The sequence below is a fragment of the Paenibacillus sp. Y859 genome (genome assembly GCF_056786405.1).
The window spans coordinates 477,545-501,873 of the sequence record NZ_JBXCIZ010000001.1 but is presented as its reverse complement, the minus strand read 5'-3'; the positions used below and the strand labels follow the sequence as shown (position 1 = coordinate 501,873).

The 24,329-nt window shown below is 41.3% G+C and carries 35 protein-coding genes and 1 tRNA gene; all 36 read left to right on the top strand.

Annotation, left to right across the window (positions count from 1 at the left end; genetic code table 11):
- Window positions 1-11 precede the first annotated feature (11 nt).
- Window positions 12-272, top strand: coding sequence for a hypothetical protein (locus AC1TO8_RS02550; RefSeq protein ID WP_482054037.1), 261 nt, complete (start codon window positions 12-14; stop codon window positions 270-272).
- On the top strand, window positions 269-406 hold the full coding sequence (locus AC1TO8_RS02545; protein WP_482054036.1) for a hypothetical protein: 138 nt from the start codon (window positions 269-271) through the stop codon (window positions 404-406). Before AC1TO8_RS02550 ends, AC1TO8_RS02545 begins: the two co-directional genes overlap by 4 nt.
- Complete coding sequence (locus AC1TO8_RS02540; protein ID WP_482054035.1) at window positions 403-735, top strand: DUF4406 domain-containing protein; 333 nt, start codon at window positions 403-405, stop codon at window positions 733-735. The genes AC1TO8_RS02545 and AC1TO8_RS02540 overlap by 4 nt, the downstream gene beginning before the upstream one ends.
- Entirely contained in the window at window positions 732-995 is a 264-nt protein-coding gene (locus AC1TO8_RS02535; protein WP_482054034.1) for a hypothetical protein, read from the top strand. Before AC1TO8_RS02540 ends, AC1TO8_RS02535 begins: the two co-directional genes overlap by 4 nt.
- Window positions 992-1,267, top strand: coding sequence for a hypothetical protein (locus AC1TO8_RS02530; RefSeq protein WP_482054033.1), 276 nt, complete (start codon window positions 992-994; stop codon window positions 1,265-1,267). Before AC1TO8_RS02535 ends, AC1TO8_RS02530 begins: the two co-directional genes overlap by 4 nt.
- 34 nt (window positions 1,268-1,301) lie before the next feature.
- Window positions 1,302-2,849, top strand: coding sequence for a DNA cytosine methyltransferase (locus AC1TO8_RS02525; RefSeq protein ID WP_482054032.1), 1,548 nt, complete (start codon window positions 1,302-1,304; stop codon window positions 2,847-2,849).
- A 41-nt stretch (window positions 2,850-2,890) separates the two neighbouring features.
- On the top strand, window positions 2,891-3,238 hold the full coding sequence (locus AC1TO8_RS02520; RefSeq protein ID WP_482054031.1) for an ASCH domain-containing protein: 348 nt from the start codon (window positions 2,891-2,893) through the stop codon (window positions 3,236-3,238).
- Window positions 3,239-3,375: 137 nt separating this feature from the next.
- Window positions 3,376-3,759 carry a hypothetical protein gene (locus tag AC1TO8_RS02515; RefSeq protein WP_482054030.1) on the top strand — a complete coding sequence of 128 codons (384 nt, stop codon included), beginning with the start codon at window positions 3,376-3,378 and terminating at the stop codon, window positions 3,757-3,759.
- 131 nt (window positions 3,760-3,890) lie between these two features.
- Window positions 3,891-4,316 carry a YopX family protein gene (locus AC1TO8_RS02510; RefSeq protein WP_482054029.1) on the top strand — a complete coding sequence of 142 codons (426 nt, stop codon included), beginning with the start codon at window positions 3,891-3,893 and terminating at the stop codon, window positions 4,314-4,316.
- On the top strand, window positions 4,313-4,702 hold the full coding sequence (locus tag AC1TO8_RS02505) for a YopX family protein (RefSeq protein WP_482054028.1): 390 nt from the start codon (window positions 4,313-4,315) through the stop codon (window positions 4,700-4,702). Before AC1TO8_RS02510 ends, AC1TO8_RS02505 begins: the two co-directional genes overlap by 4 nt.
- Window positions 4,692-5,009, top strand: a complete 318-nt coding sequence (locus tag AC1TO8_RS02500; RefSeq protein WP_482054027.1) for a hypothetical protein — start codon at window positions 4,692-4,694, stop codon at window positions 5,007-5,009. The genes AC1TO8_RS02505 and AC1TO8_RS02500 overlap by 11 nt, the downstream gene beginning before the upstream one ends.
- A 5-nt stretch (window positions 5,010-5,014) precedes the next feature.
- Window positions 5,015-5,398 (top strand): hypothetical protein, encoded by a 384-nt coding sequence (locus AC1TO8_RS02495; RefSeq protein WP_482054026.1) that lies wholly within the window; start codon window positions 5,015-5,017, stop codon window positions 5,396-5,398.
- A complete protein-coding gene (locus tag AC1TO8_RS02490; RefSeq protein WP_482054025.1) occupies window positions 5,391-5,789 on the top strand; it encodes a hypothetical protein in 399 nt (132 codons plus the stop codon). The genes AC1TO8_RS02495 and AC1TO8_RS02490 overlap by 8 nt, the downstream gene beginning before the upstream one ends.
- Window positions 5,764-5,946 (top strand): DUF6877 family protein, encoded by a 183-nt coding sequence (locus AC1TO8_RS02485; protein ID WP_482054024.1) that lies wholly within the window; start codon window positions 5,764-5,766, stop codon window positions 5,944-5,946. The genes AC1TO8_RS02490 and AC1TO8_RS02485 overlap by 26 nt, the downstream gene beginning before the upstream one ends.
- Window positions 5,936-6,130: a hypothetical protein gene (locus AC1TO8_RS02480; RefSeq protein WP_482054023.1), complete on the top strand. Its 195-nt coding sequence runs from the start codon at window positions 5,936-5,938 to the stop codon at window positions 6,128-6,130. Before AC1TO8_RS02485 ends, AC1TO8_RS02480 begins: the two co-directional genes overlap by 11 nt.
- A gap of 11 nt (window positions 6,131-6,141) precedes the next feature.
- Window positions 6,142-6,516, top strand: a complete 375-nt coding sequence (locus AC1TO8_RS02475; RefSeq protein ID WP_482054022.1) for a hypothetical protein — start codon at window positions 6,142-6,144, stop codon at window positions 6,514-6,516.
- A 350-nt stretch (window positions 6,517-6,866) separates the two neighbouring features.
- A tRNA-Gly gene (locus AC1TO8_RS02470) sits at window positions 6,867-6,937 on the top strand.
- A 307-nt stretch (window positions 6,938-7,244) separates the two neighbouring features.
- Window positions 7,245-7,793 (top strand): tyrosine-type recombinase/integrase, encoded by a 549-nt coding sequence (locus AC1TO8_RS02465; RefSeq protein ID WP_482054021.1) that lies wholly within the window; start codon window positions 7,245-7,247, stop codon window positions 7,791-7,793.
- Between the two features lie 532 nt (window positions 7,794-8,325).
- A complete protein-coding gene (locus tag AC1TO8_RS02460; RefSeq protein WP_482054020.1) occupies window positions 8,326-8,661 on the top strand; it encodes an HNH endonuclease in 336 nt (111 codons plus the stop codon).
- A gap of 164 nt (window positions 8,662-8,825) precedes the next feature.
- Window positions 8,826-9,140 carry a P27 family phage terminase small subunit gene (locus AC1TO8_RS02455; RefSeq protein WP_482054019.1) on the top strand — a complete coding sequence of 105 codons (315 nt, stop codon included), beginning with the start codon at window positions 8,826-8,828 and terminating at the stop codon, window positions 9,138-9,140.
- A 1-nt stretch (window position 9,141) separates the two neighbouring features.
- Window positions 9,142-10,818 (top strand): terminase TerL endonuclease subunit, encoded by a 1,677-nt coding sequence (locus AC1TO8_RS02450; RefSeq protein WP_482054018.1) that lies wholly within the window; start codon window positions 9,142-9,144, stop codon window positions 10,816-10,818.
- 19 nt (window positions 10,819-10,837) lie between these two features.
- A complete protein-coding gene (locus AC1TO8_RS02445) occupies window positions 10,838-11,968 on the top strand; it encodes a phage portal protein (RefSeq protein ID WP_482054017.1) in 1,131 nt (376 codons plus the stop codon).
- A gap of 1 nt (window position 11,969) precedes the next feature.
- Entirely contained in the window at window positions 11,970-12,716 is a 747-nt protein-coding gene (locus AC1TO8_RS02440; protein WP_482054016.1) for a head maturation protease, ClpP-related, read from the top strand.
- A gap of 25 nt (window positions 12,717-12,741) precedes the next feature.
- Entirely contained in the window at window positions 12,742-13,893 is a 1,152-nt protein-coding gene (locus AC1TO8_RS02435; RefSeq protein WP_482054015.1) for a phage major capsid protein, read from the top strand.
- Window positions 13,894-13,923: 30 nt separating this feature from the next.
- Window positions 13,924-14,103, top strand: a complete 180-nt coding sequence (locus AC1TO8_RS02430; RefSeq protein WP_482054014.1) for a termination factor Rho — start codon at window positions 13,924-13,926, stop codon at window positions 14,101-14,103.
- Between the two features lie 2 nt (window positions 14,104-14,105).
- Window positions 14,106-14,396, top strand: a complete 291-nt coding sequence (locus AC1TO8_RS02425) for a hypothetical protein (RefSeq protein ID WP_482054013.1) — start codon at window positions 14,106-14,108, stop codon at window positions 14,394-14,396.
- The gene (locus AC1TO8_RS02420) at window positions 14,383-14,763 is read left to right on the top strand and encodes a phage head closure protein (protein WP_482054012.1); all 381 of its coding nucleotides are present in this window, start codon (window positions 14,383-14,385) and stop codon (window positions 14,761-14,763) included. The genes AC1TO8_RS02425 and AC1TO8_RS02420 overlap by 14 nt, the downstream gene beginning before the upstream one ends.
- A gap of 1 nt (window position 14,764) precedes the next feature.
- A complete protein-coding gene (locus AC1TO8_RS02415; protein ID WP_482054011.1) occupies window positions 14,765-15,148 on the top strand; it encodes an HK97 gp10 family phage protein in 384 nt (127 codons plus the stop codon).
- A 3-nt stretch (window positions 15,149-15,151) separates the two neighbouring features.
- The gene (locus AC1TO8_RS02410) at window positions 15,152-15,475 is read left to right on the top strand and encodes a hypothetical protein (RefSeq protein WP_482054010.1); all 324 of its coding nucleotides are present in this window, start codon (window positions 15,152-15,154) and stop codon (window positions 15,473-15,475) included.
- 3 nt (window positions 15,476-15,478) lie between these two features.
- The gene (locus AC1TO8_RS02405; RefSeq protein WP_482054009.1) at window positions 15,479-16,060 is read left to right on the top strand and encodes a major tail protein; all 582 of its coding nucleotides are present in this window, start codon (window positions 15,479-15,481) and stop codon (window positions 16,058-16,060) included.
- 10 nt (window positions 16,061-16,070) lie between these two features.
- Window positions 16,071-16,394: a hypothetical protein gene (locus AC1TO8_RS02400; protein WP_482054008.1), complete on the top strand. Its 324-nt coding sequence runs from the start codon at window positions 16,071-16,073 to the stop codon at window positions 16,392-16,394.
- A gap of 224 nt (window positions 16,395-16,618) precedes the next feature.
- Window positions 16,619-16,933, top strand: a complete 315-nt coding sequence (locus AC1TO8_RS02395; RefSeq protein ID WP_482054007.1) for a hypothetical protein — start codon at window positions 16,619-16,621, stop codon at window positions 16,931-16,933.
- Window positions 16,933-17,073 (top strand): Com family DNA-binding transcriptional regulator, encoded by a 141-nt coding sequence (locus AC1TO8_RS02390; RefSeq protein WP_482054006.1) that lies wholly within the window; start codon window positions 16,933-16,935, stop codon window positions 17,071-17,073. The genes AC1TO8_RS02395 and AC1TO8_RS02390 overlap by 1 nt, the downstream gene beginning before the upstream one ends.
- A gap of 50 nt (window positions 17,074-17,123) precedes the next feature.
- Entirely contained in the window at window positions 17,124-21,668 is a 4,545-nt protein-coding gene (locus tag AC1TO8_RS02385; protein WP_482054005.1) for a phage tail tape measure protein, read from the top strand.
- Window positions 21,668-22,468: a distal tail protein Dit gene (locus tag AC1TO8_RS02380; protein ID WP_482054004.1), complete on the top strand. Its 801-nt coding sequence runs from the start codon at window positions 21,668-21,670 to the stop codon at window positions 22,466-22,468. Before AC1TO8_RS02385 ends, AC1TO8_RS02380 begins: the two co-directional genes overlap by 1 nt.
- Window positions 22,469-22,478: 10 nt before the next feature.
- A complete protein-coding gene (locus AC1TO8_RS02375) occupies window positions 22,479-24,320 on the top strand; it encodes a right-handed parallel beta-helix repeat-containing protein (protein ID WP_482054003.1) in 1,842 nt (613 codons plus the stop codon).
- The last annotated feature ends 9 nt before the right edge of the window (window positions 24,321-24,329 follow it).

Below are 24,329 nucleotides of genomic sequence, written 5' to 3'. Positions count from 1 at the left end.
GAGGGAGTCACATGACGGTCAAGGGTGTAGCTAAGTTTGAACAGCCGGGTGATAAATATAGGGTTAACATCTATCTGGCTTGCGACGAACTAGACTTTACGTGGTCGGATAAAGAGGTAAAGGAATTTGAAAAAATGTGGTTAGAAGGATCGGGATTAAAGCAGATAGCGGAGCATTTGGAGCGAGATTATGACGAGGTTTTGATTCTGTTGATTGATCGATCACGAAGAAACAAGCGTATTAATAAACACCAAAACGGGATGCGGTTATGAAGATATTTGTAAAAGGTCAAAATTACCGACCGGCTGCAGTCATCCAAAAGGTAAAGAATGGCGTTCCAAGTGTGCTGATTATCCGTGGTAGGCGTTACGTATTGGACCATCAAGACAGGGGGAAACGAACATGATCATTTATATATCAGGCCCAATGACAGGGATTGAAGAATTAAATTATCCGCTATTTAATAGCACGGCAAACACCTTGAGAGAACAAGGTTGTGAAGTTATAAACCCAGCGGAGATAACACCATTAGAAGCTACATGGAACGGATTTATGAGAGCAGACATAAAAGCACTTATGGATGCAGATGCCGTTCTACTCCTTCCAGGTTGGGAAAAGTCGGATGGAGCAAATTGTGAACTATATCTTGCGGAACTTTTGAAAATGAAGATTTATAAATTAGAATCGGGCATTGAATCCATCATAAAAAGCTTGAAAATGGAGGTTACACAATGAACGACAAGATAACAGAGATTAAAGAATACGTGAATATGTGCGAAAAAAATAACCTTAACGGATATACAGCCATCAAAGACATTAAATACCTTCTACAACTAGTAGAGACACTACAAGAGGTACTGAAATGGTATGCGGATAACAAAAATTGGAATATGGGTCACTGGGCAGGCAAAGTATTCTTCACATTTGCGGAGGATGACGGAGGTTTAAGGGCGCGTGAAACCATATCCCATATTGAGAGGATGAATAAACAATGAGCGAAAAAGTAATGACCGAAGCTGAACGCTCTCAATTCGTAGCTGAAAAGGTGTTGGAAGCAACAGCGTGGTGTAAAACAATGGGGGATTTCATAGAAACGATGGGTGCAATCAGCTACACATTAGGAAGTTTGACGTGTGAGTTCCCTAGAGATGAAAGAGGACAAGTAATGATGCAACTGGTTGAATTGATGGGCCGTGGGCTGATGCTGACCGCAAAGGGTTTAGGTGAGCCGAGTGATTTAGAGATCATTAAAGGTAAACGTGATTGACATATTTTAGCTAAAGGAAGGGAGACAGACACACATGAGGGAGATCATAGTCGATAACTTCGCGGGTGGCGGTGGAGCAAGTACAGGGATTGAACTAGCCACTGGTCATAGCGTGGACATTGCCATTAACCATGATCCAGCAGCTATTGCAATGCATCGAGCAAATCACCCCGAGACAGAGCATTATTGTGAATCGGTGTGGGACGTCGATCCTGTCAAAGCTGTGAGAGGGAGGAAGGTAGGTTTAGCCTGGTTCAGCCCTGATTGTAAACATTTCAGTAAAGCGAAGGGTTCGAAGCCCGTAGAGAAGAGTATTCGAGGACTTGCTTGGGTAACTGTTCGGTGGGCAGTAACTGTTAAACCGAGAGTAATCATACTAGAAAATGTAGAAGAGTTCAAAACATGGGGTCCATTAATGGTCAAGCGTGATGAAAAGACGGGCCGTGTAGTTAAAATAGATGGAACTGTTGCCGAACCCGGTGAAGTTGTTCCCTACAATGAACAGCAAAAAATACCGGATCCTTCTCGAAAAGGAGAAACCTTCGAACAATTCATAAGAGTGCTCGAAGCTCTAGGGTATCAAGTAGAGTGGAGAGAGCTTCGTGCATGTGATTACGGAGCTCCCACCATACGCAAGAGGTTCTTCCTAGAGGCTAGACGTGATGGTAAACCCATTGTATGGCCCAAACCTACTCATGGGGATCCAAAGAGCGAGGCGGTCAAATCAGGAAAGTTAATGCCTTGGCGAACGGCTGCTGAAATAATAGATTGGTCAATACCTTGTCCTAGTATTTTTGAGAGGAAAAAGGAACTGGCAGACAACACAAAACGGCGGATTGCTCGGGGTATGCAGAAATTTGTAATAGATAACGCAGATCCATTTATTGTTCGCATAGGTCAGACTGGATTTGGTGGTGACAGGTTGCAGTATAAGCTCAGCAAGCCATTAACGACAATCACAACTAAAGCTGAGCACATGTTAATAACTCCATTTATAGCTCAGTACCACACTGAGACAGCCCACGGTGAAGCGAGAGGGCAAACACTGGACAAGCCTTTACTAACGCTGGATACATCAAACAGATACGCCTTAGTCACAGCCTTTATCGCTCAACATTACGGGACTTCCACTGGTCACGGATTGGAACAACCACTTAATACCATTACCGCAGTAAATAAAGCAAGTCTAGTTACTGCATTCCTCATTAAATATTATGGATCAGCTGAAAACGGTCAGAATCTCAATGAACCGCTGCATACTATCACCACAAAAGACCGGTTCGGTTTGGTCACGATTCACGGCAAGGAATATCAAATCGTAGATATCGGGATGAGAATGTTAGAGCCACATGAGTTATTCGCGGCTCAAGGATTTCCTAGCAATTACATCATTAATGTAGATGCAGACGGTAAGAAATACCCGAAAACAGCACAGGTTGCCAGGTGTGGAAACTCGGTACCTCCTCCATTTGCCAAAGCTTTGGTAAGAGCAAATCTACCGGAGCTATGTACTGGATCAGGCAATGCGTTAACGGTAAACAAATATACAGAAGCAGTTGGACAGCTTGAACTATCGATGTAGGTTACACCCTGTATTGAATATATAACCAAAGGAGCGATAACATGAACGGTCTAATCGTAAAACCTAAATGGGCTGACCTCATCCTATCAGGCGCGAAAACTTGGGAGATCCGAGGATCCAATACAAAGATTCGCGGAACCATCGCAATCATTAAAAGTGGAACAGGCATGATCTATGGAACCGTTGTGCTAACAAATTGTTTTCAAGTCACACAAGAAGCGATGTATCAAGGATTTAAAAATCATCGCATAACTGCAGATTATGATATCCCGTACAAAAAATGCTATGCGTGGGAACTGAGTTCTCCTGTAATCTATCCTGATCCAATACCGTATAAACATCCTCAAGGCGCTGTGATTTGGGTGAAGTTGGAAGAGGTAGAGTCATGACACAGTTACAGAGTGTACAAACCTAACAACCCTGATACGGCTATCACTACGTTAAGTATTGCGGTCGTCTCGAAGAAAGGTCAAGGTCAATGACGCATGAGGCACATATTGTGCAGGAAGAGAAAGGGGTTATATAAATGAGCAATGACAAGCTTAATCGCATGATAAATGTAAATCTAATCATAAGTGAAATAGCAGGAAGAGGGCGTAAGTTCTTTCACGATCAGCGCCAGCAAACCACATCCCATTTCATTCTCGGTGGAAAGAGTGGAATGCAACTATACTTCAAAGATAAATACAAAGGGGTACTTATTTATCCCTACAACCATGCTGATCATAATGGATTTTCGGAAGGTGGAACTCTTTGGGGATTAGTGAATGATTTCAGGTATTTCATCATCCACGGAGAGAAGTGTAATGGGAAATATGGGTATGGTGGTCTGTATTGTCCTCATTGGGGATATTCAGAGGAAGACATGGAGCGCATCCAAGAAAAGGCGAAGCAATTAGGATATTTATAGTGCCGCAGTTCGAAGATAAAGCGTAACTAACAGGCCGAAGGGCTACGATTCGACCGCACAAGCCCAAGCCGACAAAGGGAATTAAAGGGAGAGTTAAACCTCTCTCCCTACCTAAAAGGAGTGTAAAGGATATGAGACAATATAAGTTTCGTGGTAAGCGGATTAATACCGGTGAATGGGTACATGGTTACCTGATAGGAAATGACGTTATTGTAGGCGAGATAGTGGATTGGGATAGTGGATATTTTTGCACAGAGTTTTGGTACAAGGTCGATCCTGAAACAGTAGGACAGTCCACGGGGCATCAGTGTAGTAAAGGGTTGGATATCTTTGATGGTGACATTGTACAGTATCCAGATGCCTATGTGTGTGGTGGAACTGGAGACTGGGAAGAGGTTGGCAGTATCGGAGTAATTAAATGGGATGATGAAGAAGCTCAATTTTATGTGACAAATTGCGAATCTATTGATATGTCTGATTTTTGGGAAAGTATTGACGAGGTGGAAGTGCTAGGAACCACCTATGATAACCCTGAACTATTGGAGGCGGGTAAATGAAAATACAAGCCTATGACTCACTGAATAATAAAATGCTATCCTGGAACGATCTTGGACACATGGAAATGAACGGAGAAATAAGCATCCATACATTGTTATCGGGGGAATATGTTCACTTCAAACCTTTGAAACACACAGGACTCAGAGACAGCAAAGGAAAAGATATCCACGAAGGAGATACTGTGATCGCTATTAATAAAGGATGGTCCAGAAGGTTTGAAATAATGTGGAACCAAGATTCTGCTTGTTTCAAAGTTTGGGAAGGTAATCAGCCTAATATCTCATTTAACTTAACATGCGATACAATAATCGATTTCCGTGTCGAAGTCATCGGCAACATATACACTAACCCTGAACCATTGGAGGTAGAGAGTAATGGAAGTTAATGCTGAACTATATGATTTCTTAAAAGAAAATGAAACAGGCCTATACACCCAAGAATTCCATAAAAACAAAACAGTGTACGCCTATGTACACATAGATTTCACAGATGTTGATGAATTCGTAAAAATAGTTGGGCCAGATTATTTCTGTGAGGGCGGTCAAAAAGCTACGATAATGACGACTTCGGTATGTATGGAGATTAACGACATAATAGAATATTTCGGTCATGAGTTATCGTCTTACAAAAAATGTTTCTTTGAATCAGAGTGGGAGCAATACGAGGACAAAATCAAGGGAATGGAGGCGTAGAGTCAATGAATAAACAACCAAGGATGATAGATGCAGATAAGTTGCTTGACTGGATGAAAGAGAAAGATGCAAAGCAATTCCCACATGAAGATTTTGCATATGCAGATGGCAGGGACGCTATATTAATACTCTTGAAACACGGAGTAGAGTCAGGCGCCTTTGACATTGATCCTACCCCATTACCAACCATTAAGCCGGGGGATACGGTTGAAATCAATCATAAAGATTACGAATTTCTAACACCAGAAGGACAACGAACCGGTCATTATGTTAGAGGTATCGTTGAAAAGTACCGTGATAAGGATACGTTGCTCGTGAAGTCATACAGCGATGGAAAGACATATGAGGTCGGTATGGCTTATCTGAAGGAGTTGATCCCTAATGAGTAGAGCCCCAAGAGACTGGCAAGAGGATATGGATATGATGAAAGGCACGGATGAATTTGAATGGACAAACCACCAAGAATTACAGATAAGAATGGGTGAAGCCCTTCCCTACTGGCTACAACAATCCAAACGACTTACAGCAGACAAAGCACGCCTAACCATAGATATGTATGCAGATGATAACACGTACCAGGTGCAAGCTAAAGAGATAGGGGAGTTACGTGAGCAACTAAAGAGGGCAGAAGAGAGAGAACAAAAGCTAAAAGAAGCGATAGAAGAACGATTACCTGGGATGCAACCAGTGTCAAGGGAATTAATGAAACGTACTCTTGCAACCATTTACCCCTTAGAGAGGGAGGATACACCAAATGAATCCATTAGCAGAGATAAATAAGATACAACACCTTTTACCTTTAGAGGTATTACAGGACATTGATCAACGCATAGGCAACTGGTTAGCAACTGGCGGCAAAACAGATGATCCATATATAACGCAACAGTTCAGGTATGCAAAAAGGTTTGTGAGGGAGGATACAACCAATGACCGTTAAAGCCAACACATTTTGGGTATGGACGGACAAGGCAGCCGCAAAGAATCCAGCATACAATCGATCAGGTGAACCAATATGGGAGGATAAACGCTACGAAGCTCCTAAACAATGGTTAGATGACGGTTTAATCCAAGATGCTGAGGATGTAGACAAGGTAGGGCAAATGAGCATATTTGATTTATAAGGGGTGAATATATGGGGGCGGTGCAGATGGAGTTATTCCCAAGCGCAACAGATGACGACATAAGGACGACTAAGGCACACTTAAGCCAATACCCCAAGATGCGTCGGACAATTGATTCATACCTAAAAAAGCAGGTCCTAACGATCACGCAGGAACATTTACTTAAATACTATACCGACATGGTATGTGAAATAGATTCGGCTATTGAACAAATACTAGATGATGAGGTAAAAAGCATCTTGGAGCATAGATACATTAAAGCCAAAAGGCATAAATTGACCATTGCAACCTATCAAGCTACCACTAGCATTTCAACGATTAACCGGAGGATCGACGCAGGGGTTGAAACCATTGCTGAGTGCCTTAAATTAAGTAATAAAATATGACACTAAAATGATACTAAGGTGGAACTAAAATGGAACAACAATAGACTTACAGTAGGGACATAGAGTAGATCATTACTCGGGTGTCCCTGCTAACCCTAACCATTGCAGGACTCGATAGTGCTGTGGGTCTAATATAAGACCTTAGACGTAAATCGTCAATGGTGCGGTGCGGGGAATGCGGTTAAGATCACCGTAATTTATATTTTATTTTATTATGACCTTAGTGGAGATGGATAGGTTCGAATCCTGTCGAGGTCAACAGATCAACTCCACAATATATTGTGCTAATACATTGTAGAGGGTGATTACAGATAAGGTATCAGGCTTTCGGGCTTGGTACCTTTTGTTATGCGGTCTTGGTATAAAGGTTGTGCCTTGGACTTCCAATCCAAAGATACGAGTTCGAGTCTCGTAGATCGCTTAAATACGGATAAAGGATGGTGATAGACATCAGTAAGGGTCCACAGCACGATACGTGCAGAAAGGAATCGGTGATCATCACATCTCGCAGTCATGCGTTAAATGATTAGATTAATCACAAGAAAGGAGTGAGCTGAGTGGGGACATACAAGAAACCGCCAGTGCGACAACCACTATTGTGTAGGGGTTGTGCTTGGGGCAACTGGGAAGGATCTGCTCAGTTTTGCTCAAAACCAAAGGATCTATGTGTTAGACAAGGAAAAGAACCAAAATCACAAACTCTTGGGAATTTGAAGTGAGGTGGTGGCATGAAATATGTAGAGCCGATACGAGACCCTGAGATCATAGAGGATATTAAAAGAAGGTTATTTCAAGAAGAGGATAAACGTAACTATATTTTATTTGTTATTGGTATCAATATTGGGTTTCGCATATCGGATATTCGCCCTTTACGAGTAAGTGACTTAAAGAAGCCATCTATTTACCTAACGGAAAAGAAGACGAGAAAGCAAAAGGAATATCAAATGCATCCAACTATTAGACAGGAATTATTGTCTCTTGTTAAGGACAGGTCAGATGATGAGTTCCTTATCAAAAGCAGAGAAGGAGTCAATAAGCCGCTAGGACGCTCCATGACATATAAAATTATGCGGTCTATTACTAAAAAGTATAAGCAGCTTGGAGGAATCGGAAATCATACTCTAAGAAAAACGTACGGGTATCATTTTTATCAAGAAACAAAGAATATCGTAGCGTTACAAAAAATATTCAATCACAGCGATCCGGAGATTACACTTCGTTATATCGGAATTACTCAGGATGGTATGAACGATATAACACGCAAGTTTAGATTATGAGTTATCCATAAATAATGCATGTCGAACTGAATATGGCGGACTATCTCAAACCCTTGATGTATTTAGGGTTTTTAGTGTTATGTGAGTTACCCAGAATATGTGTTAAGGGTAACTGATAGATTATGCAATTCATGCATGTTTGATATGTTTTTAGATGGAAATCAAAAGAAATGAATATGAAATTAACCTTTTATAAATAAGGGTTTTTAGATGCTTACTTAATAAATAAGACTATGAATATTTATACATGTAAGATGCTAAGGCGTCAAATCATAATAATTACTTCTTAAAAACAGAAATATGCGAAAGATGGTGAACATAGTGAAGGCAGCATCACCGCCCAAACCGCCTGAAGGTTGGAAGAAGCGAATAAATAAGAATGATCAAATGATAGGGTACATTGTTCGGAGGATGGAAAGCGATGGGAGACCAATTTCTTATTCAGATGTACAAAGATTACTTATATATATGTGTGACTATAAGGATGTCAATCAAGGGTCGAACGATTAGACATGAGGATGGCGCATGAGTTATGAATGTATATGAGACCCTTGAACAGAAGCGGAACTTCTATGACGGCAAGGAATGGAAACAGATACGAGAAGAAGTGAAGGAGCGAGACAATTACGAATGCCAGGAGTGTAGACGTAATGGTTTGGTTCGCATCGACACCAACGAATACAGCGAGAAAGCGAAGCGCAAGAAGATACAACTAGTAGTCCATCACATCAAAGAGCTTGAAGATCATCCAGAGCTAGCACTTGAGATAGATAACCTTGAGACAACATGTGTGGAGTGCCACAACAAAGAACACGGTAGAGTGTTTCAAGTGAATGTAAATAAGTGGGAAGCAGATGAGAGATGGTAGGGGTGGGGTTGTGGCGGTCTTCGATAGGAGCAAAAACGCTTTACCGCACTAAAGTGGAGAAGCCCCCCTCTAAATACTTTAGTCAATTAAAGCAATCTGGGCACCGGTGGGGGGAGTGTTCTGTCGAGTTTTTTTGAGAATATTCCGCGATAGGGGGGGTAGGGATGGATGAAAAGAAAATCAAAGGATTGAAAAACGAGCTGCTTAAACGAATCGACAGGAAGAGTAAAGTGCAACTTGAAAAGGTTGATCGATACATTAACCTAGTCGATATATATTATTCGCTGGATGGATCTATGGAAGAGCATGGAATTATGATCACCACAGTTAACGGATCACAGGAATTCACGAAGCCTAACCCCGCTATCGCTGAGAAAAACAAAATAAATAGTTCACTGATTGCTCTCGGTAAAGATTTGGGATTAGATGTTCCTATTCCGGATAGTGGTTCTGATAACAGCAAAAGCGATTTGATTTAGTATGTTAAAGCAGAAGTACGTAAACGAATATATCGCTCTTTACCGAGATGGCAAAATAAAGTTTAACAAAGAACGAGAACTGCTAATTGAATACCTGGAACGGGATGTGCTATCTCGTGACGATTTATATTTTGATAACGAAATGATCGAGAACTGTATCAAGTTTGGCGAAAAGTGGTTTTTCCTACTACAGCCTTTCCAAAAGTTCTTAATTGCTTTCGTTTTTTTATTTTATAAAGATGGCGGTCGCGTCTTTTACCGGAAGCACCTATGGATGATGGGTAGGGGTGGGGGAAAGAATGGGCTTATAACCGTCATATGTCAATTTTTGATAAGCGAGCTGCACGGAATAAATGAATACAACATATCAGTCATAGCTAACTCGGAAGAACAAGCTAAAACTTCGGTCGATGAATCAGCCAATACAATAAGGCGAAATCCGACGTTATTGAAACACTTTAAGCCAACTGCAACGCAAGTGTTGGGTAAAAAGACGAATAGTGTATTCAAATTTCGTACATCTAACGGTAACACCAAAGACGGTTTGCGTGACGGTGCGGTAGTGTTTGACGAGATCCATTACTTTGAAACTAACAAAGATGTTCGGGTTCACATATCTGGACTGGGTAAGAAAAAGAATCCAAGAGAATTTTACATCGGTACTGATGGTTATGTGCGCGAAGGATTTCTGGACAAATTCAAAGAGAAAGCCCAGAAGGTGTTAAAGGGTGAAGCTCGTCCGAATTCGGTTTTCCCTTTCATCTGCAAATTGAACAATGAAAAAGAAGTAGATAAACCGGGAAATTGGGAATTATCGAATCCAATGTTAAGTGAGCCGAGGAGTGAATATTCACAAGGCTTGTTTGAAACTATCAGCGAAGAGTATGAGGACCTAGCGGACGATCCTTCTAACCGTGAGGAATTTATGACTAAACGTATGAATTTACCTGTTACGGACCTTGAAAGATCGGTTGCTAAGTGGGAAGAGATTGCGGCGACTAATCAGCCTATTCCGGACTTGGAAGGGAAAGAATGTATAGGTTGCATTGACTTTGCTCAGATCAGAGACTTTGCTTCTGTAGGCTTGGTTTTCAAACATGATGGCAAAGTTCCGTTTATTACCCATTCATTCACGCGCAAGGAGTTCGTAGATAAATATTACGGATACTCCATGAAGAAAGTTGAGACAACTCAAAAGTTTGCTCCTATCAAGGAATGGGAAAGCAAAGGATTGTTGACTGTGCTGGATGAAGAAATGATCAACCTGGAACACATCGTTAATTGGTTCGTCAATATGAGGTTGAAATACAGCATTACAAAAATCATCGGTGATAACTACCGGATGGAAATGTTAAAACCCATGCTTGAAGCTGTTGGTTTCGAGGTTGAAGTAATCCGAAGACCAGAAGCGATTCACGGGCTGTTAGCGCCACGTGTAGAGATGTATTTTTCCAAGGGTATGTTTGTGTGGGGTGATAACCCATTGATGCGCTGGTACACCAACAACGTACTGGTAACAATAAAGAAAGACGGCAACAAGGTATACGGCAAGAAGGAACCGATCCGAAGGAAGACAGATGGTTTCCAAGCATTGATTTGCGGACTGTATCGAATTGAAGAATTGAGCGAGGATACATTAGAGGACGCGTTAGGCGCATTAGAATTATTGAACTTCTAAAGAGGAGGTGAATAAGAGAATGGGTTTTCTAGGCAGCGTCTGGAAGCGTAACAGTGAGATAAGTGAGAGTTACGAGATTAACTTGCTTGATGAAGTTTCAACTCGTGATTATCTCAAAAAAATAGCACTTGAAACGAACATCAATTTCATTGGTCGAACAATTAGTCAAAGTGAATTTAGAATCATGCAGGATAAGAAGCGAATTAAGAACGATTGGGATTATTTACTGAATGTCAGACCTAACACAGATCAATCCTCCGCAGACTTTTGGCAACGATTCGTGTACAGGTTGATTTATGACAATGAAGTGCTTGTAATACTTACAGATGATAACAACTTATTAATTGCTGATAGTTTCTATCGAGAAGAATTTGCGATATATCCTGATATTTTCAAGGATGTAGTGGTAAAGAATTATAGATTTAATCGAGCCTTTAGGATGGACGAGGTCATATATCTAACATATAACAATGAAAAGTTGTCGCAATTTTTGAATGGTGCTTTCGAAGACTACTCAGACCTATTCACACGAATGATGGAATCGCAAAAATTAAGCAATCAGATTCGCGGTATTGTTAGTCTTGATTCGACGCAAACACTAGACAAGGACAACATAGCAAAACTTCAAGAATTCATTGATAAATTATTTGCGGCCTTTAAGAAAAACGTAGTTGCTCTAGTACCTAAACTAAAAGGATTTGAGTATAACGAAGTAAACGATGGATCAAACAACGGCAAGTCGGTGGACGAACTAACGAAGCTGAAACGTGACTTAACCAATGATGTAGCGAATATTTTAGGCATACCGAATAGCTTGATCCATGGGGATATGGCAGAGTATGAAACGGCCATAAAGGCTTATGTCAATTTCTGCGCAGCTCCACTAATCAAGAAAATTAAAGATGAGTTGAACGCTAAAATCATTGACAAAGCGGAATATTTAAAAGGAAAGCGGATTGAAGTTCGTGGTGTTGGTGAATTGAACCCTCTTGAACTAGCTACAGCAGTAGACAAGCTTAGAGCAAGTGGTGTTTATAACGGTAATGAGATTCGAATCAAATTAGGGGATGAGCCGGTAGACAACCCTGCATTAGATGAATATGTGTTAACGAAGAACTATGAGAGAGCGACGAAGGGAGGTGAAGATTAAAATGCGTGAAATGACAAAGAAAGACTTCTTCAAATCGTTTAAGAATCAGTCGTATGTTAACCAACTAGAAAAGATTGAACGCAAGTTTGAAGCACGGCACATAGAAGCAACTAACACAACTGAGCTAACGATTTATGGTGTTATCGGTGATTCTTGGTGGGAAGATTCTGTGTCAGCTTCTGATATTGACGAAGCGTTGAAAAATGCAACAGGTGATATTTTAATTTACTTAAATTCTCCCGGTGGTAGTGCATTTGACGGTATTGCAATCTATAACAGGTTGATCAACCACAAAGAGAAGCATAACGCCAAAGTGACAGTTCGTGTAGATGGTTGGGCTTGCTCCGCAGCTTCGCTTTTCCCTGCTGCTGCTGATGAAGTAGTTATGGGTCTTGGATCCATGATAATGATTCATGAAGCTAGTTCTTTTGCTTGGGGGACTAAGCGAGACATGAGGAAAGAAGCCGGAGTGCTCGAACAGCTAGAAGAAGGGGTCATCGACATTTACATGACTAAAGCAAATGTTAGTCGTGAGGAAGTCCGTCAAATGGTTGATGATGAAACATGGTTCAGCGCACAAAAGGCTATAGAGATAGGATTCGCGACCACAACTGCAGCAAGCAACAAAGATGGAGAAATCACGAACCTGAGAACACAATTAGCTACAATGCAAAATGAAATAGATCAGTTAAAAAACAAAGAACCTGCACCAGTTCCCGTAGCTGCTGCATCAAGGTTCTTTTTTTAATTTAAATAAATGGAGGTAATATATAATGACAATGAAATTAAATCAACACACGGATGCCTATGAACAAGCGAAGTTGAACTATGCTACTGTTGTAAAAAATGAAGTTTCTACGACAGAAGAAATTGAGACGGCATGGGTGGCAATGCAAGATGCATTAGTAACGTCACTAACGACTCAAATCACAAATCAAGTGTCAGCTACAAATATGGACAATGTGGTACTTGCTAATCGTGGCGTCAATGTTCTGACAGCAGAAGAAAAACGCTTCTATAATGCGGTTGTTCAATCCGATGGCTTTACAGATGAAATCATTCTTCCTGAAACAATTGTTGAACGTATTTATGAGGACCTCACAACGGAACATCCATTGCTTTCCGTGATCAACTTTCAAGACCTCGGAACAATCACGCTAACAGCAATCACGTCAGAATATGAAGGTGCTGCTGTTTGGGGTCCGATCTTCGGTGACATCAAAGGTCAATTGAATGCTGCTTTCAAACAAGAAAATATTTCACAATCTAAACTCACAGCTTTTGTTGTATTACCAAAAGACCTTAAAAAGTTCGGCCCAACGTGGATTGAAGCATATGTTCGTGCGCAAATCACTGAGACATATGCGGTTGCATTAGAAAATGCAGTGATTAATGGTGCTGGTCCAATTAAACATCAACCGATCGGTTTGATTCGTGACTTAGCTGCGGCTGTTGATCCGACGGGCGGTCATGCTAAAAAGGCTGTTGCCGGCACTTTAACATTTGCCGATGATAAAACAATCATAGAAGAATTTGCTTCAATCGGCGAGTTGTTGTCAGTTAAGCAAGACGGGAAGCCATTAAATGTAGATGGGAAAGTCGCGCTGATAATCAACCCTTCTGACTCGTGGAAATTGCGTGCTAAGTTTACTACTCGCAATGCTGTAGGAGCTTATATCACAAACGTGCCTTTCGATTTCGTTATTATCCCTTCTATATTTGCAACAGCCGGTGAGTTGGTAGCGTTCGTAAAAGATCGTTATGACGCTTATCGCGGTGGCGGTGTAGAGGTAACGGAGTATAAAGAAACGCTCGCGCTTGAAGATTGCAATCTACACGTTGCAAAAACTTTCGCATTTGGTAAACCGCGCGACAACAAAGTTGTTGCGATCTATACATTAGACGTTGTGACAGAAGCCCCTTAATGGGGTTTCTTCTTTTTAGGAGGTGACTACATGGATCAATATCTAGTAGTAAGAAAGTTTAAAGAAAACAGGCATGGCGGGCACATTTACGAGGTTGGCGACACCTACCCACTTGATGATCAAAAGGCCACAAAAGCTAGAGTCAAAGAACTTTCGACTTCGAATAACAAATACGGTCAGATTTACATCACTCTTGAAAGTGGTGAGTAAACATGCCAGAAGCAATAACGCCGCAATTAGTCGGCGAATTCATGTCGAGGATGCATTTAGATTACGATGAAGATGGTAACTTAGCGCGTATTTTAAGGGCTTCATACAAGGATTTAAGACGTATCTGCGGTGACTATGAGTTAACGGATGAAGTATTCAAAGAATTAGTTTTTGAGCGATCGAGGTACGCTTACAACGACGCGCTTGAATACTTCTACACTAATTTCCTGACACAGATTAACAACCTTATGTTAGCTAAGGCGATTGAAGGTGACTCGAATGAAAGCATATGAGTATAATCCCAATCGCTACAATGCTAATAACCATACAGGAAGGTTTAATAAGCGCATTACTTTGTGGGGTCCAGTAGTCACGCAGGATGAGATCGGAAATGAGATTGAGACGTTTGGAGAAATTGACAAAGTTTGGTCAATGATCAAAACGTTAAAGGGATCTGAATACTTGGTAGCAGGTCAAGAGTCTCCCGTTAACACAACTCGTTTCGTTTTGAAGTATTCCAAGCCACTAGAAGTCCTACTTGTTGATAAAAAGACGAAGTTTGAAGTTAAGTATAAAGGCGTTACTTATGATGTGAAAAGCGTGATTAATGATGATGAAATGAATATAACATTTACCATCATTGCACAAGGGCGGTTGTGACATGGGAATTTCAATTGATGATCTAGCGAGTGAAATCACATCTGCGATAAGAGAGTATACCGAGGATGTAACTGAAGGGATCGTTAAAGAAGTAGACAAAACTTCAAAAAACGTCACAAAAGAAATATCAGCGAAGTCGCCTAGAAGAGTAGAAGGCGGCGAGTATGCCAAAGGTTGGACGCGTAAAAAAATTGTGATTGACGGCAATGTTAGTTATAAGACCTACAACAAGAGAAAACCCGGATTAGCTCACTTGCTCGAAAAAGGGCATGCAAAACGGGGTGGCGGTCGAGTGAATGGGATCCCTCATATCGCGCCTGTTGTAGATAAAGAAGTTCCGCAAATGGTTGACCGTATTAAGTCAATCATCCGAAATGGGGGATGATGCATGACGTTAGTAGAATTAAACGCAGCGTTAAAGGCTACTGGCTATCCAGTGGCTTATTCGCATTTCAATAGTGAAGTGACACTGCCTTACATCGTGTATCTAGCTGCTGGCAATAGTGACTTGATCGCTGATAACCACAACTATATTGGCATTAGCAATATTCAAGTGGAGCTCTACACCAGCAAAAAGGACTTAACTGCTGAAAGTGCATTAGAAAACAAATTCAAAGAGTTACAAATTCCTTTTAACAAACTACCTGACCAGTGGATTGATAGCGAAAAGGCATTCCAAATCATTTATGAAATACAAATTATAGGGGGCTAATATATGTCTAACAAAGTAACGTTCGGTTTTAGAAAGGTTCATATCGCTTTTTTTGATGAGGATACTTTAGGTGTTCCAACTTGGGAAACTCCCATCTCGGTACCTGGTTCGGTGCGGTGGACACCTTCAGTCGTGGGTGAATCTAGCCCGTTTTACGCTGACGACATGACATACTATGTTGTGGACACAAACAACGGATACACGGCAGAGTGGGAGCTCGCTAACTTACCTGATGCTGTTAAAGTAAAAATGTTAGGTTGGGAAATTGACGACAACGGAATGATTGTTGAAGTCGCAGATGGCAAGCCTAAAAAGTTTGCAATCATGGGTGAAGTGCAAGGGGATCAACGCAACCGCAGATTTGTTTACTATGATTGCCAAGCATCACGACCAGCAAAAGAACGTACAACAAAAGCTGAATCAACAACACCAACTACGGATGTACTTTCTATAACAATTTCGCCGATTGAAATTGGAGGAAAGATGATCGTTATGGGGGATTTAGAACTTAGCGATACAAATGCAGTGGTTTATAACGCATTCTTCGCAGATGTTACAACACCAACATTTACAGTAACACCATAAGGAGGAAACCATGAGAGAACTTAAAATAGGCGAACAAACCGTGAGAGTTAGGGCTACGCCCCTAGCTCTTTTATTTTATAAACAGGAATTTGAAAAAGATCTAATGGCTGATCTGGTTAAAATGGCGGGCATTGAAGAGGACCCAAGCAAGATCGATATTGTATCCATGCTGCAATTAGTATGGGCTATGGCTAAAGCTGATGCGTTTGAGATGAAGATAGCGTTCCCAAGTTTTTATGAATGGATTGGGGCGATGGAATCCTTCAATATGTCCGATCCGGAATTTATTAAAATTGCTACGGAGGAAGCCATGAACGGCTTTTTTCGATCTTGAGCAAACCCAAACACAGGAAAGTGAACCGCCCAATCCTAACCACCGTCTAGACATTGATTTGCTCGCAGCGGGGAAAAAGATTGGACTAAGCTTTTCAGAGATGAATGTGCTTCGTGTGAAGGACTTATTAGCTCTGTTACAAAGATCTTCAGGGGCTAAAGACGATTCTCCAAAAGAAGCTACGCAAAGCGATATCGACTCATTTTACGGAGGATAGGAGTGTCTTGAAAATGAAGGCGTTATGTAATGAAGGGTGCAATCAAGAATTTGAACTAGGCGAACTTGATGTCCTTCCTATTCGCGATGACATTGAAAGAATTTGTTTCAAATGCCCGCATTGCGAAAAGGATTACACGGTTAATTACACCAACGGAATAATTAAAAAGTTGCAGGAAGAACAAAGGAAGTTACTACAAAAGTCTATGATACCAACTCTAACGCTAGGGCAACTGAAAGGAATCATGACTAGGATAAATAACAAGAAATTAAAGATTAAAAACGAGATGGACAAACTGAGAAAAGAAATCGAAACGGACTGATGAACATGGAGAAAGTTAAATGTCCGCATTGTGGACAGACACTATTTAAGGGCCGTGTTGCTGATCTTGAAATCAAATGTCAACGTTGTAAGAAAATCATAACTATTAAATTCAAAGAACAGAGTGAGCCGCACATTTAGTAGCGAGCCGATACCTGTCTTTTTTTAATTAAAAAGGCAGGTGTAGCTTTGTGGCGGAAACAATAAAAGGTATTAACGTTGTCATCGGGGCAGAGACGACGGGGCTATCCAAAGCCCTAGCCGATGTAAATAAAAAGAGTAGGGATATCCAATCCGAACTAAAGCAAGTTGATAAGTTACTGAAACTAGATCCAACAAGCACGAATCTAGTAGCTCAAAAACAAAAACTTCTCGCGGATTCGGTTTCAAATACAAAGGAAAAGCTTGACCGCTTAAAGACGGCACAGGAACAGGTAAATGAGCAATTCGCAAAAGGTGAAATCAATGAAGGTCAATATAGAGCGTTTCAGCGTGAAATAGAATCAACAGAACAGCGACTCAAGACACTTCAAGTTGAACTTGGCAAAGCCCGGATCAATTTTGAAGAGGTTGGAAAGTCATTGCAAACCGCAGGGAAGAAGATGTCGGACGTAGGAGGATCACTTACTAAGACAGTTACAGCTCCACTACTTGCTCTTGGTGGACTAGCTACTAAAGCAAGCATAGATTTCGAAAGTGCTTTTGCTGGTGTTAGAAAGACTGTTAATGCTACAGAAGAGGAGTTTCAGGCGTTCGGTAAAGGCATTAGGCAGATGTCGCAAGAGATACCTGTAGCGGCAACAGAGATAGCTAAAGTAGCAGAGAATGCTGGTCAACTCGGGATACAAAACAAATCGTTATTAAGTTTTACACGTACAATGGTCGATCTAGGCGTAGCAACAAATATGTCTGCCGAGCAAGCATCTATGTCACTAGCAAGGTTGGCCAACATTACTCAGATGCCACAAGAAAACTTTGATCGACTTGGAGCTACTATCGTAGATTTGGGTAACAATGTAGCCGCCACTGAATCAGAAATAACGGGGATGGCTCTTAGAATCGCAGGAGCGGGACACCAAATAGGAATGACAGAAGCACAAACCCTTGGGTTTTCAGCTGCATTATCTAGTGTAGGTATTGAGGCTGAGGCTGGTGGATCCGCGATATCCAGGGTAATGATTAACATTGCTAACGCTGTCGCAACAGGTGGACTAGAACTAGAACAATTCGCTGCTGTAGCGGGGATGAGTTCAGCACAGTTTAAACAATCATTCCAGGAGGATGCCGCAGGAGCTATCGTAACCTTCATTGAAGGTTTGAAGCAAGTATCTGACACAGGCGGGAATGTATTTAAAGTATTAGAAGATCTAGGTTTATCCGAAATACGCGTTCGCGATGCGTTGTTACGGGCATCTGGTGCAGGTGACCTATTTCGAGAATCTATTGAACTTGGATCCAAAGCATGGGCAGAGAACACAGCACTGACCAATGAAGCCGAACAAAGATATAAAACCACAGCGTCCCAACTCCAAATATTGAAAAACAAAGTAGTAGATATAGGCATCACGCTTGGTGATGCTCTTGTTCCTGCTCTTATAAAAGTAATAGATTCGTTGAAACCATTGCTAGAAAGAATAAAACAATCGGCAGAATGGTTCGCAAGCCTTAGTGATGGCGCTAGAAGCACGATACTTGCTGTTGCAGGGTTTGCAATAGCACTAGGACCCGTTTTAGTAGTTGCTGGAAAGTTAACCACTGGAATAGGTTCGATGGTTATAGGATTCGGGAAAGTGTCATCGGTTGTAAGTTCTGCGGGCGGGGCTGTCGCTATATTTTCTAGGTCAATCGCTCTCTTAACTGGACCCGTCGGAATTGCGATCGCAGCCATTGGGGCATTAATAGCTGCCGGGGTAGCGTTGAACAACTTCTTCGGAAAACAATCTATAAGTGTCAAGACGTATGGGGACGAAACAGCATCTGCACTTAGCAAGTCATCAGGAAGTTTTGACAAGTTCCGATCCAACACAACTACAACATTGGAAAACACTGCTGCTGTGGCTAAAAAGCAGGGAGCTGCCATCGGCGATAATGTTGCCAAAGGTGTAGGGGCAGGGACGAAAAAGGCTAGTGATGAAGCGGCAACTAATATGCGCACTATGATCGATAAAATGAAAGAAACGGTTGAGAATAGTAAAAATGCACTAAATAAGCTTGGAGAAGCAATTGTAACAGCTCTTAAAAAGCAATATGAGCAAATGGAGAAGATCCAAACATCTGCACTCGACAAGCAAATAAACGAAGAAAAGAAAGCGTCAGAAGCTCGCCTTAAAATTTATGATAAGGAATACAATGAGAAGCTCAAATTGCTGGATGAAGAAACGTACAACAAGATAAAAGCGCTTAATGACCAAATTGACGGGATAGACGGCCAAACAGAAGCTGAGGACAAGGCACAAAAAGAACAGGAACATCAAGTGAAGCTGTCGGAGCTTAATAAACAACTGTCCGCAGCTGAGACTGCAGAAGAACGTGAGAAAATCCAAAGCGATTTAACGAAGACTCTAGCTGACTATGAACGTCAACAGCTCCTAGAACAACGCAAGATCCAGAAGGATGTCCTGAAACAGCAGATAGACGATGTTAAAACGGCCGCCGATGCCCGTAAAGATCAGATCAAAACGGAATTGGAAGAACAGAAGGAAACCGAGAAGGAAAAGCTTGAAGTTGTACAAACGGGGCTTGATGACAGAAAAGATGCCGTGAAGGAACATTACAACGAACTTAGTGAACAGGAAAGATTACAGGCCGAAGCACTGAAGATGATCATTGGTAAAAACAATGATGAAATCATAAAACTGTTTGAAACTTATAATCCTAAATGGCAAGATGCCGGGAAGAACTTCGCGGACTCTTTAAAAGATGGATTAGTATCGGAAAAGCAGAGTATCCAGGAATCGGTACGAGAGGCTGTAGATATAGCACCAATTATTGGAGAACAGATAACTGCACTAGATAGCCTTGAAGCAAAGCTAAAAACGCTTGAGAAGGCGAAGAGTGATGCTAGTGGTGGTGCCGCGGCACTGAGTGATTTCTCTGCTAATCTCGGCGATGCCGCATTAAACTCTGACGACTTTGCAGAATCGTTGTTGGATGTTTTGAATCCAGCTATTGCCGAGATGGGCATCGCTGCCGAAACTTCTAGCGATGATGCACTCGCAGCTTTCCAAGGGCTAAGAAACAAGGCTATCATCGAACTCAATACACTCCAATGGTCAGGAACGGCTGTAACCGAGAAAACAGCATCTACCATCGCCGATACATTTTTTGCTATGGGTGGGGAAATCACATCCAGCATGAAAGAAGATCACACCAAACAATTAGAACAAATGCAAATATTTTTAGCTAACTCGAAAGATCTCACCGATCAGGAAAAAGAAGAAGCGTTGACAAGGCTCAAGGAAGCTCAGTCTTTACAAGCCGAAGAACTACAGGCGGGACAGGATCGAGTTGCTGAAATCATGCTTTCCGCATTGGAAGAAAAACGAACCATCACGCAGCAAGAATATGATGAGATCGTTAAAATCCAAGAGAGTATGACAGAAACAGGTGTCCAGGTACTCACAAATAGCGTTGACGAACAAACAAAACTATTTGAACAACTAAAAAAAGAAGCATCGGAGCTGTCAGCGCAACAGGCGGCTGAAGTTGTGAAAAATAGCAACACCCAACGTGATGAAACGGTTAAGACTGCCGAGGATCAATATCGCACAGTTGTTGCACAGATCGAGAAACAACGTGACGAAACAAAATCCATCACTGCAGAACAAGCTGATAAACTTATCAAGGAAGCTGAAAGGCAACGTGACGGAACGATAGACGCTGCCGAAGAGATGCATACCAAAGTCGTGGATGAAGCCAAAAAGCAAGCTGGAGAACATATCGATGAGGTCGATTGGGAAACGGGAGAAATCTTATCTCGCTGGGAGACTTTCAAAGCTTCTTACGTGAGAATTGGATTAGAACTGACTGGTAGTGTTAATGAGTTTCTGGGAAACATGTGGACAGACGCTAAGAGAATATTTACTGGTTTGAAAGACGATGGTATTGAGCAGTTTGATAAAATGAAAACAGGTATGTCTGAGATATTAGATTCCATAGGAAAATATTGTCGTGAAGTTTTCGATGATATCGTAAAGTTTTTCACAGAAATAGATTTAGAAAAAATTGGCGCTAACATCATGGATGGTTTAGGAAAAGGTATCAAAAAAGCATCCGATGGCGTAGTTAAAGCGGCAAAAGATGTAGCTAAAAACATCGGGGAATCTATTGTAGGCTTTTTTGACATCAGGTCTCCATCGCGGTTAACGACTGAATATGGTGTGAATATCAGCCAGGGACTGGCAAATGGGATCGCTAAGGCAGGAAAACAAGCCGAGCTATCAGCGGTTGGTGTTTCGTCCGCAGTTTCCAGCGCTCTCGAATCAACTACAACAGGCATTGATATATCAGCATACGCATCAAACATGGCCGCAACTGCAACATCTGCATTAAACGGATTAATTGCTCCTAGCTTAAATATTGTTGGAGGGCAAGGAAATTCTAGCGTAATCAACATGGATGGCATGTTAAGAGGTGCAAATATCATTGTTCGCAATGACGATGATATTAAGCTAATAGCCAGAGAATTATGGTCCATGGGGCAACAAAGCAACCGAGGGACAGGAGGTCCTAGATAGTGAAAGAATTTATATGGCTAGATGATAAGTCCAATGTTGAATTGGGCTTTTTAGTGCGTAGTACGTCAAATCGTCCCGGTCTACCTAGCACAGTAGACCGAATACTACCAATCCCGGGGCGTAATGGTGCGTGGGATTTCGGAGCAGATATTGGGGCTAGAGTGTTCACTATCGACTGCGCCTTTGACACTCGAAATGCATTGGAATTGCAAAAGAGGATCTCGGATCTCGCTTCACATCTGGTAGATGGATATGGCAAGCCAAGAACAATGGAGCTTAGATTTCGAGAAAGACCAGACCAATACTTTAATGCCCGATTTACCGGAATATTGGATATAGAACGGATAATGGGGCTGGGGCTGTTCTCGCTTACACTCACAGCCTTTGATCCGCTAGCCTATTTAACAACGGACCCGATACTAGACAGCGATATATTACTAGACTCAGATCTGAGACTGGATGGGGAAAATTACACATTTAACATTTCGGATCCGCAAACGATCGAGCTTGAAAATTCAGGAACTCTTGCGTTAAGACCTATTATCACTATTACTGGATCATTCACAAGCCTTTCACTTTCCGTGAATGGCAAAACCTTCACTTATACCAAACCATTGCTATCCAGTCAGACACTGGTTATTGATGGTACGCAATTGACTGTCAAGATGAATGGAGATAACAAGCTTCATGAAATGCTAGGTGATTTTATAGATATCATGCCAGGCATTAATGATATAGCAATTTCAGGATCCAATCTTAATTGCTCAATTGGTTTTTATATTCCTGCGAAATTTATATAGGGGTGATTAAATGGCACTACAGAAGCTGTTTGGGTGGATGAAGTTAAGACAAGCATGGACCATCATGAAAGCGAATGATGAGTACTTAGATAGAAAGTCAGACGGTATACAAGATGACATTTCGAACCATAAAAACTCTGTAACTGCTCACTCGGCAGATGACATAACCTATACTGGCGATGTTGTCGGGGCTACAGATGTAAAAGAAGCTATTGACATCGTTAAAGCGACACTCAATCAGGCTATCATAAACGGCGATAGCGGACCTGAAGCAGCGGCAGCGAGCGTTAGTATTTCAGGAACAACATACGACACGCTGAAAGATAGATTGGATACAGAATATGTTGAAACTACGTCGCAGTTGGCGGAAACTGTGAAAAAAGGGGACGATGTATTTAACGTTAGAGACTATGGAGCTGTTATAGATGATGCCGCGATACAGGCGACTATTAACGCAGCTGTATCAGCAGGAGGTGGGGATATTTTACTTCCTGCAGGTACATATACCATAACAGTTCCTATCAAGATTAATACTCCTTGTCGCTTTCGAGGGGCAGGAAGAGGAGTCACAAGGATATTAGCTAACGAATGCAACGGCATCGAAATAACCGCGAGTAACGTACAGATTCAAGACTTAACTATCCTAACTAACAGCACTAGTCGATACGGTGTCATTGCAGAAGGTGACTACATCGTCGTCGAACGTGTCGAACTTAAAGGGGAAGTTAGAGCAGATGATTATTGGGAAAGAGCAATATACACACGTAGATGTTGGTATTCAACATTTGAAGATTTAATAATTGAGAATGGTGTCTTAAGTACTCATTATCGCGGATATGGATTTTATATAGAGTATAGCGTCAATAACTATGTATCGAATTGTCAGATACTTGCTACGGACTATTGTTTCTTTGTATCTAATTTAGCTCATCCTACAAGTAATTATGTTTCAGAGGGATGGACTATATCAGACAATACGATGATAGTATCTAACTGGGGTGTATACGTAACCACAGGTACTTGGTTTAATATAAATAATAACGTAATTGACATGATAAAAAAAGGTGGTATCTACTTATCAGTTGCAGGAGCAGGGAACGTAAATAATAATTGGATTGCGCAAAAAGGAACGGAAGATATAAATTACATTGGAATTAATCTCGTTTCTGGCGATAGAGTCTTAGTTAATGGTAACTCTATAAACGGAAGTACCATTGCGGGTATACAAATTAGCGCAACTTCTTGTTCTGTGATGAATAATTCTATTAAATCGGGAGTTATAGGTATCCATGTAATAGGTAACTATAATGTCGTTACAGGTAACACCCTCAACACAAGCACGACAGCGGCTATCAAGGATGCTGGTACTTACAATGAAATATCATCAAACTCGTTAGGCAACTCTTTTCTAGACAGATCAGCTACCGCATTGCTAAGGAATGAGAACGTAAGATTAAAAGCTGTATTTAGTGCCAGCCAATCAATACCCGCAACCGTTTATACAAAATTATTGTATGCTGCCAAGTCGTACGATGGATTTAATGAGTATGATGTTGCAGCAGGAGAGTTCACCGCGAAAAGTGCAGGAATATACAGTATAAACGCGTCCATTGAACTACAGAATTTAGTTAGTACATCAAGGGTTATGCTATCAATTTATAAAAATGGTGAACAACATACTAGATTATTTGACCTCGTCTGTAACATAACTACCGCAATGATAGCGAGTGGTTCAACAAATATCGACTTGTTAAGAGGAGATAAAATAAGTATTTATGCCTACGCCACGGTTGCGCAAACAGCATTCTCAAACCCTCAAACTAGCTACTTGAGGATATTCAAATTAGTATAAACTCCCCCC

What these genes read in the sequence shown, in the direction of transcription:
- AC1TO8_RS02550 (WP_482054037.1), top strand. Translation starts at nt 12, where the DNA reads ATGACGGTCAAGGGTGTAGCTAAGTTTGAACAGCCGGGTGATAAATAT.
- AC1TO8_RS02545 (WP_482054036.1), top strand. Translation starts at nt 269, where the DNA reads ATGAAGATATTTGTAAAAGGTCAAAATTACCGACCGGCTGCAGTCATC.
- AC1TO8_RS02540 (WP_482054035.1), top strand. Translation starts at nt 403, where the DNA reads ATGATCATTTATATATCAGGCCCAATGACAGGGATTGAAGAATTAAAT.
- AC1TO8_RS02535 (WP_482054034.1), top strand. Translation starts at nt 732, where the DNA reads ATGAACGACAAGATAACAGAGATTAAAGAATACGTGAATATGTGCGAA.
- AC1TO8_RS02530 (WP_482054033.1), top strand. Translation starts at nt 992, where the DNA reads ATGAGCGAAAAAGTAATGACCGAAGCTGAACGCTCTCAATTCGTAGCT.
- AC1TO8_RS02525 (WP_482054032.1), top strand. Translation starts at nt 1,302, where the DNA reads ATGAGGGAGATCATAGTCGATAACTTCGCGGGTGGCGGTGGAGCAAGT.
- AC1TO8_RS02520 (WP_482054031.1), top strand. Translation starts at nt 2,891, where the DNA reads ATGAACGGTCTAATCGTAAAACCTAAATGGGCTGACCTCATCCTATCA.
- AC1TO8_RS02515 (WP_482054030.1), top strand. Translation starts at nt 3,376, where the DNA reads ATGAGCAATGACAAGCTTAATCGCATGATAAATGTAAATCTAATCATA.
- AC1TO8_RS02510 (WP_482054029.1), top strand. Translation starts at nt 3,891, where the DNA reads ATGAGACAATATAAGTTTCGTGGTAAGCGGATTAATACCGGTGAATGG.
- AC1TO8_RS02505 (WP_482054028.1), top strand. Translation starts at nt 4,313, where the DNA reads ATGAAAATACAAGCCTATGACTCACTGAATAATAAAATGCTATCCTGG.
- AC1TO8_RS02500 (WP_482054027.1), top strand. Translation starts at nt 4,692, where the DNA reads ATGGAAGTTAATGCTGAACTATATGATTTCTTAAAAGAAAATGAAACA.
- AC1TO8_RS02495 (WP_482054026.1), top strand. Translation starts at nt 5,015, where the DNA reads ATGAATAAACAACCAAGGATGATAGATGCAGATAAGTTGCTTGACTGG.
- AC1TO8_RS02490 (WP_482054025.1), top strand. Translation starts at nt 5,391, where the DNA reads ATGAGTAGAGCCCCAAGAGACTGGCAAGAGGATATGGATATGATGAAA.
- AC1TO8_RS02485 (WP_482054024.1), top strand. Translation starts at nt 5,764, where the DNA reads ATGAATCCATTAGCAGAGATAAATAAGATACAACACCTTTTACCTTTA.
- AC1TO8_RS02480 (WP_482054023.1), top strand. Translation starts at nt 5,936, where the DNA reads ATGACCGTTAAAGCCAACACATTTTGGGTATGGACGGACAAGGCAGCC.
- AC1TO8_RS02475 (WP_482054022.1), top strand. Translation starts at nt 6,142, where the DNA reads ATGGGGGCGGTGCAGATGGAGTTATTCCCAAGCGCAACAGATGACGAC.
- AC1TO8_RS02465 (WP_482054021.1), top strand. Translation starts at nt 7,245, where the DNA reads ATGAAATATGTAGAGCCGATACGAGACCCTGAGATCATAGAGGATATT.
- AC1TO8_RS02460 (WP_482054020.1), top strand. Translation starts at nt 8,326, where the DNA reads ATGAATGTATATGAGACCCTTGAACAGAAGCGGAACTTCTATGACGGC.
- AC1TO8_RS02455 (WP_482054019.1), top strand. Translation starts at nt 8,826, where the DNA reads ATGGATGAAAAGAAAATCAAAGGATTGAAAAACGAGCTGCTTAAACGA.
- AC1TO8_RS02450 (WP_482054018.1), top strand. Translation starts at nt 9,142, where the DNA reads ATGTTAAAGCAGAAGTACGTAAACGAATATATCGCTCTTTACCGAGAT.
- AC1TO8_RS02445 (WP_482054017.1), top strand. Translation starts at nt 10,838, where the DNA reads ATGGGTTTTCTAGGCAGCGTCTGGAAGCGTAACAGTGAGATAAGTGAG.
- AC1TO8_RS02440 (WP_482054016.1), top strand. Translation starts at nt 11,970, where the DNA reads ATGCGTGAAATGACAAAGAAAGACTTCTTCAAATCGTTTAAGAATCAG.
- AC1TO8_RS02435 (WP_482054015.1), top strand. Translation starts at nt 12,742, where the DNA reads ATGACAATGAAATTAAATCAACACACGGATGCCTATGAACAAGCGAAG.
- AC1TO8_RS02430 (WP_482054014.1), top strand. Translation starts at nt 13,924, where the DNA reads ATGGATCAATATCTAGTAGTAAGAAAGTTTAAAGAAAACAGGCATGGC.
- AC1TO8_RS02425 (WP_482054013.1), top strand. Translation starts at nt 14,106, where the DNA reads ATGCCAGAAGCAATAACGCCGCAATTAGTCGGCGAATTCATGTCGAGG.
- AC1TO8_RS02420 (WP_482054012.1), top strand. Translation starts at nt 14,383, where the DNA reads ATGAAAGCATATGAGTATAATCCCAATCGCTACAATGCTAATAACCAT.
- AC1TO8_RS02415 (WP_482054011.1), top strand. Translation starts at nt 14,765, where the DNA reads ATGGGAATTTCAATTGATGATCTAGCGAGTGAAATCACATCTGCGATA.
- AC1TO8_RS02410 (WP_482054010.1), top strand. Translation starts at nt 15,152, where the DNA reads ATGACGTTAGTAGAATTAAACGCAGCGTTAAAGGCTACTGGCTATCCA.
- AC1TO8_RS02405 (WP_482054009.1), top strand. Translation starts at nt 15,479, where the DNA reads ATGTCTAACAAAGTAACGTTCGGTTTTAGAAAGGTTCATATCGCTTTT.
- AC1TO8_RS02400 (WP_482054008.1), top strand. Translation starts at nt 16,071, where the DNA reads ATGAGAGAACTTAAAATAGGCGAACAAACCGTGAGAGTTAGGGCTACG.
- AC1TO8_RS02390 (WP_482054006.1), top strand. Translation starts at nt 16,933, where the DNA reads ATGAACATGGAGAAAGTTAAATGTCCGCATTGTGGACAGACACTATTT.
- AC1TO8_RS02375 (WP_482054003.1), top strand. Translation starts at nt 22,479, where the DNA reads ATGGCACTACAGAAGCTGTTTGGGTGGATGAAGTTAAGACAAGCATGG.